This is a genomic window from Pseudomonas sp. SIMBA_041, from assembly GCF_046535095.1.
Taxonomy (GTDB): domain Bacteria; phylum Pseudomonadota; class Gammaproteobacteria; order Pseudomonadales; family Pseudomonadaceae; genus Aquipseudomonas; species Aquipseudomonas mucoides.
In genome coordinates this window covers 1-317 of sequence record NZ_JAWRXJ010000134.1, presented here as the reverse complement: position 1 = coordinate 317, position 317 = coordinate 1, and the positions used below count along the sequence as shown (strand labels likewise).

The 317-nt window shown below is 47.6% G+C and carries 1 protein-coding gene; it reads left to right on the top strand.

The features are described 5' to 3' along the window. Positions 1 to 317, top strand: a 317-nt coding sequence (locus SB725_RS30565) for an amidohydrolase family protein (protein WP_410923089.1), incomplete at both ends; no start/stop codon positions are given.

Sequence of the window (317 nt, the reverse complement as noted above, 5' to 3'; positions counted from 1 at the left end):
GGGCAAAGGTAATGTGAGTGTACCAGAACCTATTGCTGAACAAATCGAAGCAGGTGCCGTGGGGCTAAAGCTACATGAAGATTGGGGTACAACGCCGCAAGCTATTGATAACTGTTTGAGTGTCGCTGACGACTATGATGTGCAAGTGGCCATTCATACCGATACTTTAAATGAAAGTGGCTATCTCGAAAGTACGCTCGCTGCTTTTAAAGACCGCTGTATCCATACTTTTCATACTGAAGGGGCAGGTGGTGGACATGCGCCCGATATTCTAAAGGCTATTGGCGAATCGCATGTGCTGCCATCCTCAACCAACC